Raw genomic sequence first — 17,892 nt, forward strand, 5'->3', positions numbered from 1 at the left:
GGTTAACCTCCCGAGTTACAGCAGTCTTGCCAGCGCCACAAAATGTAGAGCGCATCTTCACCGGCACCGGGGATCGTTCGCCACTCTCCCCATTTCATGGTGCTTTCACCGATGACATGCGCACTTTCAGTTTCCGGTACAGGGAAGAACATACTCATCTTGTATTGGGATTTCGGTAGCATGGGTTCGATAACAGGTCGGCATAGCGCACTGTTCCCCATTGTTCGCCTAGCAAGACCACGCCTGTGTTGAGCCGCGATTGCACGCGCCGCTAAATGGCTGGTATTTTCAGCTAATGAGCCAAAGGCTAAGGTGTGGCCAGATAACGGGTAGAGATGGCCCCAACTGCCAGCACACCAAAACAACTGGTCGATGGGTTTACCAAGCGTTGATGAAGCAGCGTCAGCGGTACAAGCTGATATAGCCAATGGATTGGCAACGGCAGCCGCTTCAGGCTGAGTAAAAAAGGCCAGTTCATCGTTCAGCCATGTTGGGTCCAATTCCGACAAATACATCAAGTCAAAGTCCATGTAACCATCGGCATTGCAATTGCCATCCATGAACAAATCGAGCATGACCAAAAGCGGAAAGGCATAATAATGGTAATGGTAGAAAGCAAGATCACCGGTATCGTATTCACCCTCACCGTGACCACCTTGCAATCGCCTATCACCTAACGGTAAGCGAATCCCTCCCAGTGAAGGTGAACAACCTGGCGTTCTGACCAGTTCAATTAAACGCGCTGGCTCCCACATACTGGTAACAATACCTGGCCTTGGCACGCCTAAGTTGTCTTCACATAAGCAAAATGACTTATTTGATGCGCCGCTTGGGACATTGCCAGAGCCAAGAGGAAGACCGGCAACCCGGATAGGAAAAATGCATGACCAGCAAACATCCGTCAGCAACTTGCCGGACAATAACCCCGAGTCTGGGCAAGTCAATTCGGCTTTTGCAGGAATAGATGCGCTTAGGGCAAACATGACAACGAGAGTCCGCATCAGGCGATACGTATTATTGAGCTTTTGCATGAACAAGCTCCTTTGCTGGAATTTCTTCTATTTCAAACGCGAGTCCCTTTGCTTGAACAAACGATGGGGTGACTTGCAAATCAAAGCGCTGCTTTAGCGAGGCATTGAGAAGATAAACCGGACTGTCCAATGTCTTTTCGAGCGCATTGAGGCTATTCCAACCTTGAGCACGGTCGAGCTGCGTGGTGATAAGCGTAATGCGGCGCAGCGTCCTATCTTGGCCCTCAAGCCAATGCGCTACTGCGTCCACTTCTTCAGCGTTCGACGCATTAAACACCACGAGCTGCTGAGTAAATGGCAAGGCTTTTAGCGGGTTAATACGCGTTCCCGCTGGGATCAATGTTCGGCCATTGGCATCCAATAGTGGCCGCTGCATGACGATGGTTGGATCAACCGTTCTTATCCGATACTGCGTGGCTTTGGGTAACTCAGTAAATGTTTGGCGAGACCAGAAACGCTCAATGGCTTTTTTCTTTAACGCTCCCAAGTCAATCGACTGTAAACGCTGCATCGCTACTTGCATCAAATCCGGTTCTAAAATCGAATGAATAGGACCGCGTTGACCCAATGAACCGGTATTGCCTGTTTCAATTTGACGCTGCAACCAGTCCTTGCTGTAAACCCCTAGTGCACTTGCAGTCACCTTGTCATCTTCTATGCGGAAAATGGCAGGCACGCTAGTCACCCGCCAGTGTACAAAGGCTTTCGGGTCGATTCGAACCTGAGGAACAGGATCAAGCCCCGTCATCAGGGTATGCCAATCACGGATAGCTGCCCCCAAGGTCTTTCCTTCAGGAATTCCCCGAAACAACACAATAGCGCCGGTAGCACTGGCCTCTTTAAATAGCTGCTTCAGTGAGGAATCTCCCAGTGAGGACGACGCAAATATCAACCATTCATCGTCGTGTTTGAGCGACGCAGGTTGTTCAATCGGTGAAAAAGGCTCGATAAATTCAGATGAACCATCCACAGCACTTTGTAAAATGCTGCGGCTCATTTCGACGATCTTTTTGTCCTCGTCAGACAACGGATAAGGCTCTTGTGCCCAGGACACTTGCACCCAAGCCAATGGAGCAACCAACAAAAATAAGAGGCATAGTCTTCTCATCATCCACCTCCTACCAAAGCGGCCAAGCGCGACCGACAATCTGCTCGCGCTTAACGGCATTCCAATAACGGGAGTCGAAACTCGTTGCGGCCTCACCAGAAAACCAATACTCGTTTTCTTGCAGCGTCAATGAGCGGCTAAATTCTGTTTCAGCCACACCAAGACGCTGGGCTAATGCCATGCCGGTAGAGACTTCAGCACCGTTCACCAGCACATGCTCAGGCGTCACCTTGACTTCATCCCCTGGCATCCCTGTTAGGCGTTTCAGCATCCGAGTACCGTCGTTATATAACGGAGCGAGTCCTTTTGAATGGAAGGCATACAAACCATCCTTAACGGGCTCTTTATTCCATAAGTCAATCAGATACACCGTGGTATCAGGCAGACAGCGCTCTTGCTGGGTATCAATACCTATTCGGTAGCGCATCATGGCGTAGGTGCCTACCAAGGCCATGATTAACGCAAGAACGGTCAACCGAATGAGATATGGCCGCCAAGGCATTCTTTTACGGAGTATCTGCATGAGACACCTCCTTTGAGCCTACTGGCACGAAAACAGAATCATCAGCGCCAACCACCGCTTGGGCATCCAGCACGATAAAACCGGCTGCTTTTAACTTTTCAATTTGCTGATTGGTCTGAAGCAACCTGGATTCGATGTCTTGTTCGCTGGCATTAGGACCCAGTGACAACACCGCATCCCCAAAATCCACGACTGCAATGGGCGTACTTAACGCCAACTGGCTGTGGATGGGTTCGAGTGTTTTCATTAAGAGCCAGCTGGTCATTAAACCGCTACCAGCAATAGACAAAGTAATAGAGGCCATAAATGGCCAAAGCGTGGACTTATTCATAGCCTCGCTCCTTCAACAACTGAGAGATGGCATCAGCAACAGAAAGGCCTTTGCGCGTTAACTGCTTAATCGCGTTTACATCTTCTGCACGGGACGAGTACAACAGCTTGTGAAACGGATCGACGATAAGGCGGCCAATCCCGGTGCCCATTTCGGTAATAAAGAAAATTTCGGAATAGACACCCGTGACGGTATGAACGGTTTTCAGGTATTCGTAGCCGCCTTCACCTAGTGGCAAGCGACCTTCTTTTTTGAGTGCGTTGATGGTTTCAGCTTTTTGGCCAAGCAGGTACATATTGGCCGAGTTTTCAGCGATGGCTTTACCTGTTGGGCTGTCATACAAATCGTTGACCGACTGCGTTACCGTTACAGCACTGCCGCCATATTTTCGAAATCGACGGTAACCCGTCTCGATGAACTTACCGACATCACCTTGAGTCAGCAGATCCCAAGCTTCGTCAATGAACACAATCTTGCGTCGATCCCGCTCACCTAAGTACATCTCTTGTTGGATTTGGTAGATAAGCTGAAGCAACACCACTTGTTGTAGATGCTTACGCCCCTTGAGTTCTTCTAACTCCAAAACGGTGAAACGGTTTTTGAAGCGAATATTGTTGTGGCCATTAAAGAAGCGGCCATATTCGCCCTTTGTCGTAAACGGATAGAGCTGCTCACCCACGTCTTGCACACGACGGTCTTCATGATTTTTTAAAGCCTCTGCCACATCATCAACTAACATGGCACGACCTTTTTTCTCCCACAGTTCACGTGTCTGACGCTTTAGATTGGCCATCTGAAAATCGGTTAATGACTGCGTAGGTGCGGCCATTGCGGCCAATAACCCAACCAGTACATCCGCTTCTTCGTCATAGTCCTCAACGATTTCAAACGGATTTAAGCAAATGCCACTGTCCCGCCCGAACTGTAAGAACTCTCCGTCATAGACTTCACACAGCTTTTCATAAGAGCGGCCAACATCAATCACCCAGCATTGCCCGCCTTCAGATAAGTAGGAAGAGATGATTTCGTTCACCAGGAAAGACTTGCCCGACCCTGATTGCGCCGCGATGCAACAGTTGTAATTACTGCCCGAGTCATAAAGGGACACACTCATGATCTGGCCATTGCGGGAAACAAAGTTAATCACCGGCGTGCCCGTGCCTTTCCAATCTGCAAACAAAGGCAATAGCGGGATCACATGCCGTGTCGCCATGGTCTTGAATCGAAACAAGTCGTTCATCGCCTGGCGATCAGCACCAAATGGCAAAGCATTCAGGAATATGGGCAAACAGAAGTACTTGTCTTCCATCAGTTCAAATCCGAGTTCTTTGAAATAGGTTCGAGCATTTGAAACAGAACTGATGGACGCTTCTTCCGTTGGTGAAAACAGCGTTAAGGTCATATTTGCCCGAATAGGACGATCACCTTCTTGCAAGGCTTCAAAAAGAACATCAAATCCCTTTTTCTTGGCTGCAAGCACCGGCACAAACTTGAGCATCGGGCCATAGGCCTGATTGACCGCCCATTGACGCTTCGTCTCTAGACGAGATCGCATCGCCTCGGCTGAGGGAAAGTGAATGGTGACATTCAGCAAAAAGCTTCCGCGTAAACCGCGACTACCCGTCATCATATCGCCCGCAAAACTTGCGGCATGACCAAACCAGATCCGCTCAGGCAAGCGCTTAAATGATAAGGTTTTAACTCGGTAATCACCCAGCATCAGCCCTTGGCTATCCACCTTGATAGCTCGGTCATAATCCAACACTTGCTCTCGAAGTGGTTTATCTGCCTCACTGCGGATTGGTGATGGATTGCGCCAAGAAGCATCTTTTCCCCAGTTAAGCTGAGCACTTAATGCCGCGAGCCAATTTCGGTCAGTCATCTCAGTGACGCGAAAACCAACCGTTGACAGCGCTTGCGAGAAAGAAGCCCGCAGCGCGGATGCTCGACTCAATTCACGTTCAGTCGGCATAGGACTTTCCAAAGGCAATTTGCAGGTGACGATCAGTTGAAAGTTGCGCACCTGAGTCTGGGTCGATTCTTCTATCGGTTGAACCGTGCCCCCATCGAGGAAATCCGCACGTTTGCGTATCGACGCCCTAAGCAATGGATCGGATTGACGATGCCGTAAGCCCATCATGCGCTGAAGGTCGGTTTGAATATCAGGGGATGCGTATAGGCCAAATTGCAGCAAAGTGTCTTTTGGCCAGTCGTTGTTAAGTAGAACATTAACCCTGTCTGCAACAGACTCATCACCACCAGGCAATGGGTCACATAGAAAACCAAAGCCAACACTCTGGTCTTCCATGAAAAACAGTTGCTCATCGTCTGAATAGGCCAATACTGGCAACAGCTCTGAAGCGCGTTGCCCTGAATACAGAGAGGCTTTCATTAACGCCCCTCCAACCAAGCAGAAAGATCATAAGGACGGCCTCGGCTGATGCGACCATCATTGGCGACGATGAAAGGTACACCTTGAATGCCCAGAATTTGAGCCGTCACCAAAGTACGCTGCATTGGCTCCAAGTTGCAGGCATCATCCTGTTCTAGGTTACCAATCCGGCCATTCAGCAATGCATCTGTGGCCGCTTTTTTGTCACGCGCACAGCCAAGCTGGCGAACCTGACGCTCTGAATCAGGACCAAGCACTGGCACAGGGAGTATTTGGAAGGTGTATTCTTTGGTTAACGGTAAAGCTTGTTTCAAAAGCTCATGGCAGTGCGGGCATCGTGGGTCAACAAAGACCACCACTTTCTTTTTGCCTTCGCCCAGCGTCAGTGGGTTCAAATCATCCATTTTTAAGCCAAGACGACTTAAGTCCAGCGTGTTCCCCGCTTCACGAATTTCTTCAAGGCTGGTAAGCGGCTTTTTGGACCAGGCATCATAGAGCGTGCCATCAATGACGAACCGGCCACTGTCTGACATGAAAACAATACGGCCATTGCTTTCGACCGCTTTCATACCCGTGACAGGTAAAGAAACCATGCCGTCAATTTTGCCAACGGGCGACACTTCAGACACAGGTTCAGCTTGAACCAAAGGAGACAGCGCAAGCGCCAGAATGATTGGAGATAGTTTTCGCATGAGGAGTCCTCGTTAATGTATATCGAGGCTCCAGTCTATGCAGTTGTCCTATGTGGACTCGGTTAGATAGATTGAAGAATTTGTCGTCTTGCTAAGCAGCACCAACACCAAATCTTAATGAAAACAATCACACACTAAAATAACTCAATTGTCTCTCATATACTTTTGCAAAGTTTTTTGATCTACCTTCAATGCTTCTGCGGCTTTAACCCATGTACCAAATTGCTTTTTGGCAGCTGTTGCAAATTCCTTATGAAACGCTTTCATTAACTCATCCTTAGTTGTCTTGGATAAATCACCAAATGCAAACCTTGTGTCAGGACTATCCTCCTGGATAACAGGCTCGCCCAACGCAGCTAATGAGCTAGAGATTGCCGACTCTGTAGTTTGGGAGCTCAAAAAAGCACAAGACATGTATGCCAGCTTTTTTAGGTCACGTAAGTTACCTGGTAAATATGCCGAGTTAAAAAACTGGATTAATTCACTTGACACCGGAGCTTCCGCAGGCAGATTGGGGTTAACATTAACTTCCTGCCAGATTCTTTGCCAATCCGACAGAATATCTTCTCTGCATGCACGAAGTGGAGGTATTGTTATTGTGAGCATGGATACACGATCAAAGAAATCAGCATCGAGTATCGTTGCCAATTGCTCAAGTGATTTATTACTCGCACAAACTAGCTCGAAGTCAGATGCTTCCTCAGTGTCACTTCCAACAGGGCGAAAACTGTGATGGTTATCTTGAAGCACTCGAACCAGCTTTCGCTGAACCGAAGTTGGTAAATCTTGAATCTCATCCAAAAACAAAACTTTTCCATTTGCTTCTTTCAAAAGTCCATTGCGATCCTTTTCCGCCCCAGTGAAGGCACCTTTTACGTGGCCAAACAACATACTATCAACCACTTGAGAATCTAGTCCTCCACATGCAAGCGTAACAACCTGCTTTTGCTTTACCTTACCGACAACGGTTTCAATTAGCCTCGTTTTCCCTGTACCACGTTCACCCAGTACAAGTAACGGAGCTTTGGGAACACAAGAGAACTGCTTTAACGTTTGTAATGCATCCTGCCTTGCTTTTGATTTAGGGTCTAAATCGTAAAGGGCGTAACCGCCCTCTGAACTTGAAATAGCAGAGATCTCTGCCAAATACGTATTTACACTGAAATCAACTTTGGCAATGCTGGTTCTTTTGGTATCGGGGTTATATTGTGATGACCAGAGGATTGTTTCGCGTGGAAAATGCCCCCGAGCATGAAGAATCAACCAAACCGCATGCATCGCCGGAGTTCCCGGCGATACATTGATATGAAGATTCTGTTCAAGCTTTAGCTCTGGAATAATCTCAGACTCTATTGCGTGATAAATTTCGTTATGATCAGCTGGGTTCTCGATAGCTACAGTTCGAAAGGTAATCTGTATATCGCCAAATTCATGCTCTTTGTACAGACTGTTATCCCCAGCTGACTGAGTAAGAACAATTACTTTGCCAACATAAACTTTACGATTCTTAAGCCGCTTTAACGCTTCGTCTAATACCTCAACCCCAGCTCTTTTTGAGTGCCAACAAAGCAGTGTGTTTTTGTTATCCAAAATTACGCCTCCAATACAATTCGGGCGTTTGGCAATTCACTTTGCTTCAGCCTTTTTGCCATGGCAAGTTCGTATTCTTGACGAACTGTAATAGCTAACTGTTTTTTTGTCAGTCGAACAACCTTTGGCTCATAACTCTCTCTAGGCGATCCTGAATCCTGCTTCTTAGAAGTTTCATCCTTAGCCGTTAAAGGTTTGAAATACTCTGGACTGGCGTTAGTGATAACTGGCGGCTCTATACGCCATTTATACTCAATCTTGTGCGATGTTTTTTCCCGCCAGTTTGCATTGGGTATTTTTGGGTGCTTATCCATATCAGACAAACAATCTGCTTTTATAGGTGATAACTCAACAATGTCTACTTCGCTGACTGAGTACCTCTTGAATGTATTATTTTCCCAAGCTTCAAAACCACCAGAAATCATCCCTAGACTCATGTCGATGCTCAATTCATTGTGGCTATTAGTTAAAAACATATCTAAGCAGTTCATCAGCTCTTTTACCTGAATACCGGTGAGTTTTACGCCTAACTCAAAGCCTTGATCCATACCATGCGCTTGAAAATTGGCCGACATCACCATGCCATGCATTCCATCTACTACAATCGCTTTGGCGTGTAGCCATTTAAAACACATCACCGATGCACCAGCCTGTTTCATAGCCAACAACGCTGGCATGGCTGCGGGTCTTTGGCGAGATAGAATGGTGACTTTTAGCCCCGACTTCGCACGTTCACATATTGCTTTTACAAGCTGATGGTCCTCTTGCCATCCAAAACTTGATATGATGAGTTCATTTTCCGCTTGATTGATCAACGCTAATGCGTGTTTCCTAATTCGAGCGTCTTCACTCGATGTGACCAGTATTTCAGTTAATTCCCTTGGGTATCTGACATTGCCTGGAGACTTATATGCTGAGAATTCACCACGGCTTGTCATATGGTGCTGCGCACTCTCGAAGATTGCCCAACGGAACACATTCACGATCTCAGCTATTTGATGGCGTGAAAGCGCGACCCCCAACTCTTCATTTCGTAAAAGTGCTTCTTCTGTAAGGTTTGCCGTTAAAAGCAACCCTTTAGCATTACCAGTGTCATGTAATGCGTCTATAACAACGGCTTTTGCGTGGAAATGCGGCGCAGATGCAAAGTGAACATGTCCAGACAATTTGTTTAACATTTCCTTATGCTGCACAAGACACTTCTTACCAAAGTCATCGTCAGGCACATCGCCATCAAGACGAGTCTCACATGCCAATAGTATGTACACACGAACTTTGCGCTTTGCAGCTTTTAGGACAGCAGATTCGACATTCTCATCAGCAAGTAAAAACGTACTAAGAATAACCGAGTGCTCAGCATTATCGATTAATTCGACAACTCTTGATTGCAGCTCATTGCAGAACAAAGAGCTATTAATAGGTTGCGGATCAGATACCTGTTTAGGTAAAACAGGCAAAAGCACAGGGGGCAACTTGGTATTTGATTGATCAACAATCTTAGTTTCAGTCTTAGTAAACTTTTCAATTAAATTCATCACTATTATTCCTTATAGGTTCCAATCATGGGCTGCAATGACATGCCAGGTATGCTGATTTTGCTGGTCTTCTTCAGTCCAAAACTGATTTGCCAACTCAGCCCTATCAGGTAGTGTGAAATTCCAACTTTTAAAAGGTTCGAGTGCTTTTTCTCTCCAAACTTGGTACTTGCTATTAGTGGCATACATATTGATATTTTTCTCTAATCTCCATTCAGCCCACTTTTTAGCATCCAATTCAGTCAATGCTGATATAGAAATATTGTGTAACTTCATCGCATCAAACGAGCCCAACTTGTGAACAGATGGTCTTTTTACGCTTACCGAGCGCTTCATATTGATTCGCTCAGATTCAGTAGTATTTTCGAAAACCACTGACAAGATTTCAGTTTGCTCATCCCATTGTTCAAGCAAGCCCTCACTATGCAGAAGTACTTTCAAAACTTGCTGACGACTGATTGGTTCAACCCGACGTGAAAATATAAGATCCTTTCCGCGCTTCACATCGACATTGCCTTCAGTCACATTCCACTCGATGTAATACGGTTTTCCTTGCGGTGAGATGCGCTCACCTTTGAGTTCAATTTTGTCAACGCGTACTTCCGAACCTCCACCTATTGGTTCAACCTTCAGGCCACGAACGTCTTTGACTAGTTGAGGAACCTCAACGAGTCGCTTTGCTCTTTCATTTAGCTCATTTCTGTTTTTTCCAAGTCCGATCGACGCTGCACTAGGCTCTGTGTGCGCATCAATAGTAAGAAGTGGATGAGGCAATAAAGGCTCATGACAAACGCAAAGGCTCCAACACCCATCTTCTGGCACTAGGATTTGATCTTTCTCAAGAGCAATCAGTCCTGATTCAGTGAGCCTGTATTGGTCTCGATTAGACTCAGCAAGCCCATATAATCGACATATGTTTAGTAACCTATCAGCAACGACACGACGTCCGATTTTGTCCCCAAATAAATGCTCGGAGCACTCAGCAGAACTCGCATTCGGATAATCTTGAAGGAATTGCAGCACGCAGTTAATTTCTGGACGGCTATCTGCCAGCGCGATTTCACCCTGTATGAGCCAACTTTCAGTTTTAATTTCTCGTTTTAGTATGATGTCCTGGTTCATAGTGCCTCCTGTGATTCAGTCTCGATTGTTGTAGACCAGTAAGAATTGCTGGCAAAAGTACCTAACACACCCGATGCCTTTTGCATTGCAGGGCGGTTTCCGTACACAATGAGCTGATGCTTGGCCCTCGTAATTGCCACATTCAAGCGATTTGGGCTTTCAAGAAAACTCGTGGGATGGTTATTTGCGAAACTAAGCATGACAAAATCAGCCTCATGCCCCTGAAAACGGTCTACGGTACATATCTGAATATCAATATACGGTGAGGATTTTTCACCTCGATAGAAATGCCTTACTCCGTGATGATTTCCCGTCCACTTTCGTAAAGCTCGACGTATAGCTCGCTCTTGAGCCCGATAGAATGCCAAAACAGCAACTTCCCAAGGCTTTTGTTGGTTTTTCTCAACATTTGGGTTTGATTTTGCCCAAGAATCAAAGCGACTTAATTCTTTTAATATTTCTTCTACTTCAGCGGTGATTTCACCTTCTTTGCCTTTTCGACCTTTAACATCGTGCCATATACAACGATGTGAGCCGCTTCGGTATCCCCAGTCCCGCTTTTCAGCTTGGCCATCAGGACTTTGCAGTGCTTTTTCATGGTATATATGTACTCGGGAAAACTCGGCAATGTCTGGATGCATTCTGTGCTGGTAACTAAGCCGTATTTGTCGTTGTTCCAAAACACTGGCTGGAAGTCCATCAGACAGAGCGGTGCCTTGTTTCTGATACTCTGTTCGTTCAAATCCAACTTGTAGTGATTCAAGGATAGAAGGCAGTGCGATCCTACGTACCCTGTCTATTGCAGTGAACGTATCTTTTTCTGAGTCAAATGGTAGTAGCGCTTTGATATCTTCCTCTAACTTATTAACAGTTTTAGAACTTCCGTTAGATTCTGTATTTAGGCGCTGTTCGTACATACGAGCCAGTCGCCACGCTAACTGGGATTCCCAGCTATCGGACTCGGTCTTGATTTTTGTACGAGTTAATCTCGAATGCGCTGCAAGTCGCATTTCTAACTTTTCCGGTAACGCAGGCAGCCCCCTTATGGTCGTCAAATCCAGGGGTAGGTGATTAGCATTCTGAGCGATGAACGCTGACGAACCAAGGACTACTGATGCGTAAGGGAGATCTGTCTTCGGACCTTTAGATGATGCAACCAATACATTTTTGGACTTTGCTTGCTGATGATAAAATTCAATTTTCTTTTCATCGTCAGTGCAAACCAAGGATACTTCTCGTTTCTGAATATTGATTTGTCGAGCAGAGAAAATATCTGCGCATGCTTCTCGCTGATAACTATCCTGTAAACATGGCTGCAAATTTACTTCGGTAGCTTCATCATCAACATAAGGTGAAAGCTGTTTTGGGTCTCCCACCATGATCCAACGCTTGGCAAGTACCGCTGGCACCAAAAACTCTTGAAAAGTTGTTTTTGATGCTTCATCAATAATCATCACATCGAAGATTGGCGATGTTGATTGTTTATTTTTGATATCAGGATGCTGAAGCAAACCAATAGTTGTCCCGCAAACTAAATTCGCCGCTTCAAGAACAAGACGCTCAACAATATGTTTACCTTCACCGACCTTACTTTTAAGTAACTTCTGACTAACTGAAATGTGCGGTTGTTGCTGAAGATGTTTTAGCAATCTTGTGCGTTCAGTTTTAACAAACTCTTCCAATTGCCATGGCTTTGCCTTTTGAGAAACGCTTGATTTATCTCCAATCCGTACAGGTAACACCATGTCGCGATAAATATTTTCTTCAGACATCATTCGTTCAAGAACATTGTCAACAGCAACGTGTGTTGATGCACAAAGTAAGATCCGCTTACCTCGCTTTATTAATTGAAGAATCAGTTCGCAAATGGCTGTAGTTTTGCCAGATCCTGGGGGGCCTTCAAGGAAGGCAAAGTCTGGTGTATTGAGTGCAATATTTACAAACTCACGCTGCTGAGATGTTCCCTCTCTTGCTCCATCGGTAAGAACGTAGTAGTCATCGTTAAATAAGTGCTCATCATAAGGAACATTCGGCCACTTAGCATGATCCTTACCTTCAAACAGCCTCAATAGCGGAAGATGGTGAATAGAAGGGGTGTCTTGTAAGCTTTGTAATGAATTAATCTGACACTTTAACTGGTATGTGTTTGGACGAATAACCAAATAGTCGTGGTCAGGTAAACGATCCAATAACAAGCTGTCATTCTCTACATTTCTATCCAGGACTGAAATTGCGTTGGATTTATTGAATCCAACATTGCTTTGTGATTTCCCAGTCAAATGCCAACCATAACCGTCTGGACACTCATACGACGACAGCCCATTGCCTAATTCACTCGCAATTTCGTCCGCGTGCTCCTCAGTTGCATAAGCCATTTTAGGTTTACCGTGACTTCTACAATTTGGGCATTCTCTAGCGGCACTACCCACGGCTTTCCATCTAGCGGGGCTTGCTTCGTATACCGTGTCGGTACTTTCATCTAAAAAGAGCTTTAAGTTCTTTTCGAAATCACCGCAGTTATCGGCAGGCTCAACTAATTGTATCCATACTCCACTTTGAGCATCGTCCAGCTTTTCCCAAGCTATCGCTTTAACAGCCTTCGTACTTTCCAGGTATTTTCGAGTGGTGTCTAAATACTTATAAAAGTCACCAAGACCACTCACTGCTTTACTAAGCAGGATGTCTGGCCTGTGAATTCCTAAGTTTGCGTATCTTAATAACGCCATGTTTCGTCCTTTGATCGAATAAGTTGTTCATCCTAAATATCAAGCATCGTGCCAACAACCTTCGATTCAAAGGCCTTATTAATTGCGCACCACCGAACAAATAAAGGTTTTTATAGGAAGGTATTTTTCACACCCTTTGGGTAAATTTATAACCCATAAGCACCATTTTGTACATCACATAACTCTCATGAAGCCAAGACAATGAAAAGAACCCAAACAACTTTACTTTGGCTACTTCTAATTGAAACGCCGTCATGATAAACGGGTACGGGGTAGGATGACGCCCAAGCCGTCAGATATCTGGCCGCTTGGGCGTTTTTGTTGTTATAAGGAGCCCAGTAAAACCGCGCTGATTGCTGGAACGGTTGTGCCAATGACTTCTTGAGTGCTGGCAACGATAGGTAAGGTTGCAGACATAACACTTTTATCGCCTACAAGCGATGACAGAAGCGCCGTTGCTAGCCAACCGGTTTAGCTGAGCCCGTTTTTTTACACCTATGTGGACTCGGTTAGATAGATTGAAGAAATCGCAATCTATCTAGGGGGCTTATAGCTCGTTGAGGTTTGTTATAAACGAATTACTCGGCGTTTGCGTTAACAAGCCAATCATCAAGCACTTGCTTCAATTTATCTAATTGCTCTTGATGTTTTGCTTGATTCTTTGCCAATTTGTTAATGTTCTGCAACTTCCAACGAATCGCTGGCAAGTCTGCTGCATTAGGATAGTCAAACAATGCCCAGTCAGGTTGCCCTCTTTTGAATGACATAAGGAAAGCATGATCCCTTACTGTGAAATGTTTTTGCAGTTCAATTAACATCATGGGCCTAACAGAGGCTAAGTCTTCGCATTCAACTTTTTCAAAAGTCATTCCGTCAAATTCTGCCTGAAATTTCTCATTCAGAGGCTGCCAGTTTGGCGACATGACTTCATTAATAGGCCGAGGGTGACTTAATGTATAGGTTAAAAAACCCACCAAAATCTCTCTCGAAATCCCTTCACTGCCAAGTAACATACGCACATCAAATAAGTCGCGAGGATGTTGGCGATCCATTGCAGCACACAATTTCCCACCATACAGATCGGGAAGACTGACTACCTGAATCTCAGCATAACCAAACTCGTCTTCAACAGACTCTTGAACTGGCATTATTTCTGCACTATGCAATGTACCTCTGGCGACGGGCGACACTTCAATTTTGATCGTCGCAACCGGACTTGATACAACGATTCTCAGTTCATCAGCTTTATTATCCTGAAATGCCGCTCTGATATCTGGTTGAGTATTGATTCTGTCTGTAATGCGCTGCAATGCAGCCCTGACATTAATCAAAGCCTCATCTCTTGGTTCAAGTGGAAGATAAGCAAGATCAATATCTACAGATAGCCGAGGAAAATCTCTCACAAATAAATTAATGGCGGTGCCACCTTTAAGTGCAAAAACCGTCTCTGTTGCTACCACAGGAAGCATTCTTATGAGCAAGGAAACCTGTTTGTAATATGGGCTATATTTATCCATTATGTTGTTAACCTCTTTTGACGCTTAATATCTCTGGCACTGTGATTTGATATCGCTCATCAAAACGTCCTTTTTCGACAACCTGCCGCTTTCCTGCACCCAATTTAATTCTTGTTTCATCTATGCGATTGACCCACTGGTGATCGTAGTATCGACCCAGAAATAGAAATATTCGGTTTGCCTGAACAGAGCTGCTTCGCTCAAGAATATCTTGTACTTTTCTAGGGCTAAGATTGACTAAACCCTGAAATAATTCTGCGACATGCTCAAATGAAATCAGCTTCCCAATCGCGTCTACCACTTCATAGGCAGCAAGTTCTGCACAGCTGACAGTGAGTTCTTTCTCTTTAACCGTGATCCTTTTCAAATCTTTCTCGGGATTCACTTCAAGCTTATGGTTTCCACAGTAAAACCAATTCTGATAAGGGAATTCACGAAACCATTTTGGTAAGGACGACTTATTTTTAACGCAAATCCAAACTTGCTCTTTGTTCAGCTGTAAATAGTGACTCAGTCCTTGGTGAGTTAAGCTGCTCAATCCAGCCAAATGAACTGAAACGCCCAATTGCACATCTAATGCTTGAATGGCATCAACCCAAGTTGGCTTTATATCGCCCTGCGCATCTGGACGATAATACACGCCAGAACATAGCTTCTTTAGCCAACCGTTCTGCGCGTACTTTTGAGCCAAGGAATAGCTCACACCGTTTTCAGTCAGCCATTGCTGAAGTACTAGCGCACCAGGAGAAGTATGAGCAACAAGCCAGTTTATCTTAGATGACATTTTAACACCCAAAGTATAAATATCACGAACAGTATAAACCATATAGTTTATTGTGACAGTGATTTTAACACTTTAGGTATTAATATACCACGTACTGTAAACCAAGCCCGCTAATGCGGTGTTGTTGAAATGAAAAGGTCTACACAACATCACCAATAACCCGATGTTGTGTAGACCTAGTTTGATTACCTTAAGTGAACTGCCTACTGTGGCTCACATTCAGGTGCCCAGTAAGACGGCGCTGATTGCTGGAACTGTTGTGCCAATGACTTCTTGAGTGCTGGCAACAACAGGTAAAGTTGCAGACATAACACTTTCAACGACGGTTGGCGTATTGTAGAGACCCATACCGCCACCAATGCCCAAGGCAAAAGCCATCAAGCTTTGGCGAGCGATACCGCCCACAATACCCACCAGAACCATGGCTCCCGCTACGATCCGTCCCAAAGTACCTTGGGTCCAATCTTTTAGGGTATCCCACACATCAGTGAAAGCATCACCACCGGTGCCCGCAAATGAGGGCTCCGAAATCATTAACGCCATTAAACCAAGCGCACCAATGGTCATTAGGCGCTGAGTTTGAATGGTGCGAACTGCATTTGTCATTCGTTAGTTTCTCCGTAGATACTCAAGTTATCGCGCTTACCATCAGCTCCCGCTGAGGCTGAATCGCTTTGAGTCTGAAGTGGACGTAGCACTGGCGAAACCGTTCGAGGTGCTGACACCCCAATATCCCACCGGCGCGGTTCAATTTCGGTAAACACGTAGCTGGATAAATTCAGATCTCCACGGTCATCCTCCCAAGGCGCAATCCAAATTCGCATTACCCTTGAAGGAATGCGAATAGGTGCAGATTGCTGCGTCTCAGGTAATGCTGGATGGCTCAACAGTCCTGTTTCTAAATCAGATTGTGAATACCCCGAGGGAGCACCCATTCGAGTCGCCACAGCATCAATCGTCTTGGGTGCAGCGCCATTACTGGTAAGCTCATAGACTTCACGCGCGGATAAACAGCGCACACCGTCAGGCATACCTGGGCATCCATATTCACTACTCCCAAGACCCAATGAACTACAGCCAGACAATAAGGTTGAGCCGACTGCCAATAAAAGTAATCCAGCTTTAGACCACTGTTTTGACTGGTGCTTTGGGTTGTTCTGCATTGATGTCGTCATGGTTAACTCTCCTCTGGATACACATCTTATTGTCTGAAACGGACTTCGATCGGTTAGCAACATGCAGGATTTTTTCATCTTCTTGCACCTCCCCCTTGCGAAGTAGCCAACGACAACGAGGCACCACGAGTGACTATGACTTCAATTTTCCTCGCAGCGTCTACTTCTATGACTGGGAACATATTTTCAGCCATGTCCAAATAGAACTTGGCCACTCTATCCAATGCTTTACCGGTGCCTTTAATCGCAGCGCCTTGTAATGCTTCTTGGCTCATGACTTGCTGGTACAGCTGAGTATCACCGGCATTACCCGTCTGAATCGTTGGTACAGGATTCACATCAAATGCGCCTGCCAAGCCCTGAAGGAATCCGGCCATCATCGATTTAGCCACCAGTTGGCCTTGTTTCGACACTAATCGGCCACGAATACCGGCTTTGCCATCTTCACCTACGGCATAAGAATCCAGTCGTGTTTCAATGACGCCACCATCTTCTCTCACACATGAAATGGTCTCGCCTCTCAAATAAGCACGCTCAGAGCTCAAATCACCGTAACCTGCGGCGATCAAGAAACACTCTTTAATATCCGCTCTAAATCGGTTGGGTAAAATGGCCTCCTTTTGAATCCTCAGCAATGCAGGAAAAGGTTCGCGTCTTGCGGACTCGTGAGTAGGAGCATCCAAACCCGTGATCAAAGTACCCGAGATGATGCTGCCCGCCGGTAGATACAAAGGAGGCGCTTCTTGCACAACAACCTCTGGTTCGACAACCACTTCAGGCTCAATCATACGAATCGTGATTGGCGGCAATGGAACATCTCGTGCTCGTGTACCTTGACCATTGGCTGGCTGCTGATAGAGCCGATCAGGCAGCGGCGCATTGGCAAAATAGTCGTCTGGGTTAGACGACAGTGGCTTTTCTTCTTTAGGCAATTCCATGGCAGATAAAGGCACTTCGAAACGGCTATTTGTGCCTTCAACTGCTGCATCACCTCCAGCGCGAACATCATCAAGTTCCGCTCGAAGGCGAGCCAACTCCGCATTGACCTCACTTGGTATAGAAGGCGAACCTGGGCTTAGCCGTCCTGAATCGACGTCACGACGCAAGCGCTCAACTTCACGACGTAACTGTTCATTGCGCTCACTGAGTAGTTTTACGTTCGCAGCCAAACTATCGACCCCAACATCACGAGTATTGGTATCCGTAAGAATGTGCCGGATTGTTTCCTGTCGGTTCCGACTGCTTGAGCCATCATCAGGATTAGGTGAAAACACCATCACCATAAGGATGAGACCACCAGCAATACCGGCAACCGATAGGCCCCGCTTCATGTTCGGACTCATTTGTTCCCATTGTGCTTTCATCG

Annotated in this window: 15 protein-coding genes; all 15 read right to left on the bottom strand. The window is 45.9% G+C overall.

Annotation, left to right across the window (positions count from 1 at the left end; translation table 11 throughout):
- Positions 1 to 2 precede the first annotated feature (2 nt).
- Positions 3 to 1,031 carry a TraU family protein gene (locus KUG63_RS07935; protein ID WP_040514474.1) on the bottom strand — a complete coding sequence of 343 codons (1,029 nt, stop codon included), beginning with the start codon at positions 1,029 to 1,031 and terminating at the stop codon, positions 3 to 5.
- Complete coding sequence (locus tag KUG63_RS07940; protein WP_287554689.1) at positions 1,015 to 1,923, bottom strand: TrbC family F-type conjugative pilus assembly protein; 909 nt, start codon at positions 1,921 to 1,923, stop codon at positions 1,015 to 1,017. Before KUG63_RS07940 ends, KUG63_RS07935 begins: the two co-directional genes overlap by 17 nt.
- A 226-nt stretch (positions 1,924 to 2,149) precedes the next feature.
- Positions 2,150 to 2,662, bottom strand: coding sequence for a S26 family signal peptidase (locus tag KUG63_RS07945; protein WP_015066570.1), 513 nt, complete (start codon positions 2,660 to 2,662; stop codon positions 2,150 to 2,152).
- A complete protein-coding gene (locus KUG63_RS07950) occupies positions 2,646 to 2,993 on the bottom strand; it encodes a hypothetical protein (RefSeq protein WP_007105003.1) in 348 nt (115 codons plus the stop codon). The genes KUG63_RS07945 and KUG63_RS07950 overlap by 17 nt, the downstream gene beginning before the upstream one ends.
- Positions 2,986 to 5,385: a type IV secretion system protein TraC gene (traC, locus tag KUG63_RS07955; RefSeq protein WP_287554690.1), complete on the bottom strand. Its 2,400-nt coding sequence runs from the start codon at positions 5,383 to 5,385 to the stop codon at positions 2,986 to 2,988. The genes KUG63_RS07950 and traC overlap by 8 nt, the downstream gene beginning before the upstream one ends.
- The gene (locus KUG63_RS07960; protein ID WP_001228924.1) at positions 5,385 to 6,077 is read right to left on the bottom strand and encodes a DsbC family protein; all 693 of its coding nucleotides are present in this window, start codon (positions 6,075 to 6,077) and stop codon (positions 5,385 to 5,387) included. Before KUG63_RS07960 ends, traC begins: the two co-directional genes overlap by 1 nt.
- A gap of 144 nt (positions 6,078 to 6,221) precedes the next feature.
- On the bottom strand, positions 6,222 to 7,667 hold the full coding sequence (locus KUG63_RS07965) for a sigma-54-dependent transcriptional regulator (RefSeq protein WP_071192417.1): 1,446 nt from the start codon (positions 7,665 to 7,667) through the stop codon (positions 6,222 to 6,224).
- A 2-nt stretch (positions 7,668 to 7,669) separates the two neighbouring features.
- A complete protein-coding gene (locus KUG63_RS07970; RefSeq protein WP_287554691.1) occupies positions 7,670 to 9,202 on the bottom strand; it encodes a phospholipase D-like domain-containing protein in 1,533 nt (510 codons plus the stop codon).
- Between the two features lie 12 nt (positions 9,203 to 9,214).
- Entirely contained in the window at positions 9,215 to 10,324 is a 1,110-nt protein-coding gene (locus KUG63_RS07975; RefSeq protein ID WP_287554693.1) for a hypothetical protein, read from the bottom strand.
- A complete protein-coding gene (locus KUG63_RS07980) occupies positions 10,321 to 13,050 on the bottom strand; it encodes a DEAD/DEAH box helicase family protein (protein ID WP_287554695.1) in 2,730 nt (909 codons plus the stop codon). The genes KUG63_RS07975 and KUG63_RS07980 overlap by 4 nt, the downstream gene beginning before the upstream one ends.
- Positions 13,051 to 13,628: 578 nt before the next feature.
- On the bottom strand, positions 13,629 to 14,567 hold the full coding sequence (locus tag KUG63_RS07985) for a nucleotidyl transferase AbiEii/AbiGii toxin family protein (protein ID WP_287554697.1): 939 nt from the start codon (positions 14,565 to 14,567) through the stop codon (positions 13,629 to 13,631).
- A 7-nt stretch (positions 14,568 to 14,574) separates the two neighbouring features.
- On the bottom strand, positions 14,575 to 15,351 hold the full coding sequence (locus KUG63_RS07990; protein ID WP_170355935.1) for a type IV toxin-antitoxin system AbiEi family antitoxin: 777 nt from the start codon (positions 15,349 to 15,351) through the stop codon (positions 14,575 to 14,577).
- 219 nt (positions 15,352 to 15,570) lie between these two features.
- Positions 15,571 to 15,957 (bottom strand): TraA family conjugative transfer protein, encoded by a 387-nt coding sequence (traA, locus tag KUG63_RS07995; RefSeq protein ID WP_000180225.1) that lies wholly within the window; start codon positions 15,955 to 15,957, stop codon positions 15,571 to 15,573.
- Positions 15,954 to 16,526 carry a type IV conjugative transfer system lipoprotein TraV gene (traV, locus tag KUG63_RS08000; protein ID WP_156520091.1) on the bottom strand — a complete coding sequence of 191 codons (573 nt, stop codon included), beginning with the start codon at positions 16,524 to 16,526 and terminating at the stop codon, positions 15,954 to 15,956. Before traV ends, traA begins: the two co-directional genes overlap by 4 nt.
- A 74-nt stretch (positions 16,527 to 16,600) precedes the next feature.
- Positions 16,601 to 17,890 (bottom strand): TraB/VirB10 family protein, encoded by a 1,290-nt coding sequence (locus KUG63_RS08005; protein WP_008305516.1) that lies wholly within the window; start codon positions 17,888 to 17,890, stop codon positions 16,601 to 16,603.
- Positions 17,891 to 17,892 lie beyond the last annotated feature (2 nt).

The sequence above is a fragment of the Cycloclasticus sp. genome (genome assembly GCF_019090545.1).
In the GTDB taxonomy this organism is placed as follows: domain Bacteria; phylum Pseudomonadota; class Gammaproteobacteria; order Methylococcales; family Cycloclasticaceae; genus Cycloclasticus; species Cycloclasticus pugetii.

Coding starts and splice junctions, on each gene's coding strand:
- KUG63_RS07935 (WP_040514474.1), bottom strand. CDS start 1,031: ATGCAAAAGCTCAATAATACGTATCGCCTGATGCGGACTCTCGTTGTC.
- KUG63_RS07945 (WP_015066570.1), bottom strand. CDS start 2,662: ATGCAGATACTCCGTAAAAGAATGCCTTGGCGGCCATATCTCATTCGG.
- KUG63_RS07950 (WP_007105003.1), bottom strand. CDS start 2,993: ATGAATAAGTCCACGCTTTGGCCATTTATGGCCTCTATTACTTTGTCT.
- traC (WP_287554690.1), bottom strand. CDS start 5,385: ATGAAAGCCTCTCTGTATTCAGGGCAACGCGCTTCAGAGCTGTTGCCA.
- KUG63_RS07960 (WP_001228924.1), bottom strand. CDS start 6,077: ATGCGAAAACTATCTCCAATCATTCTGGCGCTTGCGCTGTCTCCTTTG.
- KUG63_RS07970 (WP_287554691.1), bottom strand. CDS start 9,202: ATGAATTTAATTGAAAAGTTTACTAAGACTGAAACTAAGATTGTTGAT.
- KUG63_RS07975 (WP_287554693.1), bottom strand. CDS start 10,324: ATGAACCAGGACATCATACTAAAACGAGAAATTAAAACTGAAAGTTGG.
- KUG63_RS07980 (WP_287554695.1), bottom strand. CDS start 13,050: ATGGCGTTATTAAGATACGCAAACTTAGGAATTCACAGGCCAGACATC.
- KUG63_RS07985 (WP_287554697.1), bottom strand. CDS start 14,567: ATGGATAAATATAGCCCATATTACAAACAGGTTTCCTTGCTCATAAGA.
- KUG63_RS07990 (WP_170355935.1), bottom strand. CDS start 15,351: ATGTCATCTAAGATAAACTGGCTTGTTGCTCATACTTCTCCTGGTGCG.
- traA (WP_000180225.1), bottom strand. CDS start 15,957: ATGACAAATGCAGTTCGCACCATTCAAACTCAGCGCCTAATGACCATT.
- traV (WP_156520091.1), bottom strand. CDS start 16,526: ATGACGACATCAATGCAGAACAACCCAAAGCACCAGTCAAAACAGTGG.
- KUG63_RS08005 (WP_008305516.1), bottom strand. CDS start 17,890: ATGAAAGCACAATGGGAACAAATGAGTCCGAACATGAAGCGGGGCCTA.